Source organism: Candidatus Binatia bacterium (assembly GCA_036382395.1).
Lineage (GTDB): Bacteria > Desulfobacterota > Binatia > HRBIN30 > HRBIN30 > JAGDMS01.
Window position 1 is genome coordinate 1 of sequence record DASVHW010000084.1, and the last position, 4,788, is coordinate 4,788.

Consider the following 4,788-nt stretch of genomic DNA (forward strand, 5'->3'; position numbering starts at 1 on the left):
CCGATGTCGACGACGAGAATCCGGTTGACGCCGGCGAGCTGGTCCAGCGTCTTCTCGTGGTGATGGACCCAGGCGTAGAAGGCTGCTTGCGGCTCTTCCAACAAGATGACACGCGGCAAGCCGGCACGGTGTGCAGCCTCGACTGTCAGCTCCCGGGCAACTTCATCAAAAGACGCCGGGACGGTAAGGATAACATCCTGTGCTTCCAAGGGCGCGTGGGGAAAGTGCTGCTTCCAGGCCTCCCGGAAATGGAGGAGATATCGCGCCGAAGCCTCGACGGGTGAAAGCTTGCTCACGTCGGCGGGTGCAGCCCACGGCAGGATAGCCGCTTCGCGGTCGACTCCGCCATGACACAGCCACGACTTCGCCGAAGAAATCAGTCGGCCGGGCACACGCGCGCCTTGGGCGCGGGCGAACTCTCCGACCGCATAGGTGCGGATGTGATCCCAGGGCAGGGCGAGACTTCCGGGTGCCACGTCATGCTCGCCGCCGATGTACAGGAAGGAGGGCAGCGTCGAACGCTCCGCCACCGTGGCCTCGGCAACGAGTTGCGGGATCAACAGCTGGTGCACGCCGTGCGACGCATCGGACATGTCGACGTACGCCGCCGCCGAGTTCGTGGTGCCGAGGTCGATGCCGATGATGTAGCGTTTCATAGAGGGGCTTGGGGGCTTGAGGGTTGGGGCTGGGAAAGCATCTTCTTCTCCTCCTCACCGGCCTCCGATCTCTGACCCTTGGCCCCTGAGACTGAATTCCAGCTTCCAGCGGTGCGTGCCATCCCGGCTCACGCACCACAGCTCCAGCACGCCGACCTCGGTGACGCGTGCCTCGAGCCGAACCGGTACGGTGGTGCCTTCCTGGCCTTCCCATTCGAGCGTCGTTTCGATCGGAACCAGCTCGGTGATGTCGTCATCCCAGATTTCAACCAGGGTGCCGACCTGATCATCCCGACGGGTCGCGGAGCTGAGAAAGCGAAATTCCGCCGGTTCGCCGATGACCAGGCCAAACTCCTGCGCCGGCAGCTGCACTTCGCTGTCCTCTTCGAGTCCACGGGGTACGACGCAGAGGGCCTTGATGGGGGGGCGCACGCCCGGCACGGCCGGCATCGCGGTTTCGATACCGATGTAATAGGCCCGCGCGGTGCCGCCGCGGATTCTCACACCGCGGCCCCGGCGTGCCAGTCCGTAATAGGCGGCGCCGCGCGCCACTGCATGCTCCGGATCGCCGCCGGCGAGCACGCGGATGGATTGGCCGGGGTCGAACCAGCTTTCGAGCACCTCGAGCAGCCGCTGGCGCAGGGCGGATGCGTGCATGACGCCGCCATTGAACAATACCGCTGTCGGATGCGCCGCGGTGGCGCTCTCGGCGCCGGCCGCTGCTTCGCGATGCCGACTGAGAAAGGAGGCGAGATGCCGCGTGACCGCCGGATCTGTGGCGTAGGGTAAGCCGATCTCCTGCAGGGCCGAGCGGCGCTGCGACTGCGGTCGGTCGGTCAACGTCGCACGCGGGAAGAATCCGTCGATGAGGATGCGGTCGATTTCCTGGCGCTCGATGTCCGTGCGCACGGTTCCGCCGACGACTTTGCGGCCCCGGCCGAGGATCGCAACCGCATGCTTGGTCGCCGTAGCACCAGTAAGCAGTCGCTCTTTGGCTTCGCGGCAGCTCAAAGTGAGGCCGCGGAACTGCCATTGATCGAGCTGGGTCTTGGCTTCCGCCAGACGGTTGCGGACGCCGTAGGCAAGGGCGAGGTCCATGTTGTCGCCGCCGAGCAGGATGTGATCGCCGACCGCGACGCGGTCGAGGGCCAGGCTGCCGTGCTCTTGTCGCACCGCAATCAGGGTGAAATCGGTGGTGCCGCCGCCGACGTCGCAGACCAGGACCACATCGCCGACATGCACCGCCTCGCGCCAACGGTCGCCGTTGGCATCGATCCAGGCATAAAAGGCCGCCTGCGGTTCTTCCAGCAGGGTGATGTGTGGAAGCCCTGCCTCGTGCGCGGCGCGCACGGTGAGCTCCCGCGCCACGGCATCGAACGACGCCGGTACGGTGAGCAAAACGTCCTGTCGCTCGAGCGGGCTATCGTGGAATGCCGCATTCCAGGCATGACGGATATGCGACAGGTACGCCGTCGACACGGCGACGGGCGACAGCTTGGCGACGTCGTCGGGGCTGCCCCATGGCAAGATCGGCGTGGTGCGATCGACCCCAGCATAGGACAGCCAGGACTTCGCCGACGCGACCAAGCGCGCCGGGACTTCGGCGCCGCGCTTATGGGCAAAATGCCCGACGACGTGGTCGGGCTTGTCGTTCCAGGGCAGGCGTAGGGCATCCGCCGGAAACTCCCCCGCTGCGGGTACGTAGAGAAACGACGGGAGCAACGGACGCGCTTCGACGCTACCGACAGCGACGACCTGCGGGATGGCGAACACCTGCAGCGGACCGGGATCGTCACCGCTCACGTCACTGAAGGCGACGACACTGTTGGTGGTACCGAGGTCGATGCCGACGACGAAGCGTGCAGCGGGTTGACCGCCGATCGCTGGGCGCTGACCGCCAGCTTTCACGGAATCTCCACCTCCGCCGCTGCGACGATTGCCGGATCAACGGCTGGGGCTGCTTCCGGCAGTGAGATCTTGGCGACGCGCCAGCCACCGTGTTGCAGAATACCACGGAACGGCGGGTCTCCGGTCACGTTCCCGGTAAGCCGCACGGCGGCCGGATCGAAGCCTTTGTCGACCACGATTTCACTGCCGTCATCCGCCGCGAAGACGCGTTCCAGCTGCACGTGCTCGTTCAGCACCTTGCGGCATCCGGCGTGGATTGTGCGCACGGCGGCGCCGACTTGTTCATCGCTGTAGCCGTCGATGTCCTCCGTGATGAAATCGACGAGGCGGGCTTCCTGTTGCAGCAAACCGAGAAGACGGAGGGCGGGAGCGGGGGAGGGCGGTAGGAGCGGAGCGGGTGTGGCCGCGTCGCCCGGCCTGCCGACGCCGGCCGTACGCCGGGTCGCCAACAGCGCCAGCAGCAGAGCCGCCAACAGCGGCGCGGCGATGAAGTAGATCAAGCCGGGGAGATACACTTTCGACAGCGCACCGAGGCCAGGCGCTTCACCTGCTCCCGTTGCACTGACGCTCAGAATCAGGACAGCGACGTTTGCGGCTGCCAGGATGATGGCGACCACCACGATGGTCACCACCAGTGTGGCGCTCCCGTTCGGGCGCTCTTGCATGTCGGCCTCCCCCATAGTCGTGCGTGCTCTTCGGTTGTTCGATATAGCCAACCGGACCATCCGGCTCCAGTGCTGGTGGCAAAACCAGAGCCGCTTGGCGTCACGCGTGGATTTCGGCTATCGTCCGCCCGGTACTTAGACGAGGAATGCGGCGGGCTCAACCGCTAACTGAAGACTCTTCTCAAGGAGATTCCCTGTGAAGCTCGACACCGGATTTCTACCGGCATCACTACGCGACGTTCCGGCTGGGGTGAAGGCGTTGGAGGAGATGGGATTCGACACTCTGTGGACGGCGGAGACGTCGCATGATCCATTCCTGTCACTGGCACTGGCGGCGGAGCACACCACGCGTATCAAACTTGGCACCGCGATTGCCGTCGCCTTTCCACGCAGCCCGATGGTACTGGCGCAAATCGGTTGGGATCTACAGGAGCAGTCGCGTGGCCGGTTCATCCTCGGCTTGGGCACGCAAGTTAAAGGGCACAACGAGCGCCGTTTCGGCGTGAAGTGGGAACAGCCCGGGCCGAAGCTGCGCGAGATGATCGAAATGATCCACGCCATCTGGGACTGCTGGCAGAACGGCACGCGGCCGAGCTTCCAGGGCAAGTTCTACAACTTCACCCTGATGACGCCGTTCTTCAACCCGGGGCCGATCCAGTACCCGCGGCCGCCGATCTACATTGCGGGGGTGAACGAGTACATGTGCCGGCTCGCCGGGGAGTTGTGCGACGGCTTCCACGCGCACCCGCTGCACTCCCTCAAGTACTTCGATGAGGTGGTGCTGCCCAACCTTCGGAAGGGGCTGGAGAAGGGCGGCCGCAAGCGCGGCGACATTGCCATTTCCACCACCGCGTTTGTGATCACCGGTGCCAACGCGGCCGAAATCGAAGCAGCCAAGGAACCGGTGCGGCAGCAGATCTCGTTTTACGCCTCGACCCCGGCGTACAGCGGTGTGTTGGAAATGCACGGCTGGGGCGAGACCGCCCATCGACTGACCGATTTGTCGAAACGCGGCGACTGGGGCGCCATGGCGAGCGAGATCACCGACGAGATGCTGGACGTGTATGCCGTAACCGCTACGTACGACGAGATCGCGGAGAAGGTGAAGAAGAAGTACGAGGGGTACTTGGACCGGGTGGCCTTCTATTTCGCGTTCCCCTCCGGCGACACGCAGCGCTGGCGCAAGATGGTGCAGGCGTTCAACGGGTGAGTCGGAGAAATGCCTGGGTGCTCCCCGTCCGCGACTGCCTCACCGCGCCGGTTCTTCAGACGTGAACCCCGTCTTGGCGTGGGCACCGTCACAGAACGGCTTGTTGGCGGAGTGACCGCAGCGACAGAGGTAGACCGGGTCCTTCACCAGAGTGAACGCCCCGTCGTTTCCGTCAACCAGCTGAATCGGCCCCTTCACCTGGAGTGGACCGTTCTTGAATGTTTTGATTTGCACATCTGCCATAACCCACCTTCCGGCTCAGAGGGTTTGAACGCTGAGCATACCTGTCTACCGGCCGGCAACGGCTAGGGCAAGTTCTCCTCCGTGTGATTCAAGTCGGAACGCCCCG

General features: G+C 64.6%; 5 protein-coding genes. 1 reads left to right on the forward strand and 4 read right to left on the reverse strand.

The window, feature by feature from the left end; translation table 11 throughout:
* The 3 genes from VF515_04230 to VF515_04240 all read right to left on the reverse strand — a co-directional run.
* Positions 1-656, reverse strand: a 656-nt coding sequence (locus VF515_04230; protein ID HEX7406843.1) for an Hsp70 family protein, incomplete at its 3' end; no start/stop codon positions are given.
* A 54-nt stretch (positions 657-710) separates the two neighbouring features.
* Entirely contained in the window at positions 711-2,564 is a 1,854-nt protein-coding gene (locus VF515_04235; GenBank protein HEX7406844.1) for an Hsp70 family protein, read from the reverse strand.
* Complete coding sequence (locus VF515_04240) at positions 2,561-3,229, reverse strand: DUF2760 domain-containing protein (GenBank protein HEX7406845.1); 669 nt, start codon at positions 3,227-3,229, stop codon at positions 2,561-2,563. Before VF515_04240 ends, VF515_04235 begins: the two co-directional genes overlap by 4 nt.
* Positions 3,230-3,425: 196 nt before the next feature.
* Between VF515_04240 and VF515_04245 the strand changes: the two genes are divergently transcribed.
* A complete protein-coding gene (locus VF515_04245; protein ID HEX7406846.1) occupies positions 3,426-4,439 on the forward strand; it encodes a TIGR03617 family F420-dependent LLM class oxidoreductase in 1,014 nt (337 codons plus the stop codon).
* Positions 4,440-4,478: 39 nt separating this feature from the next.
* Here the strand turns inward: VF515_04245 and VF515_04250 are convergent, their stop codons facing one another.
* Positions 4,479-4,682, reverse strand: a complete 204-nt coding sequence (locus tag VF515_04250; GenBank protein HEX7406847.1) for a CDGSH iron-sulfur domain-containing protein — start codon at positions 4,680-4,682, stop codon at positions 4,479-4,481.
* Between the last annotated feature and the right edge of the window lie 106 nt (positions 4,683-4,788).

Excerpts from the sequence above, each read along its gene's own strand:
- VF515_04240 (HEX7406845.1), bottom strand. The coding sequence starts at position 3,229 with ATGCAAGAGCGCCCGAACGGGAGCGCCACACTGGTGGTGACCATCGTG.
- VF515_04250 (HEX7406847.1), bottom strand. The coding sequence starts at position 4,682 with ATGGCAGATGTGCAAATCAAAACATTCAAGAACGGTCCACTCCAGGTG.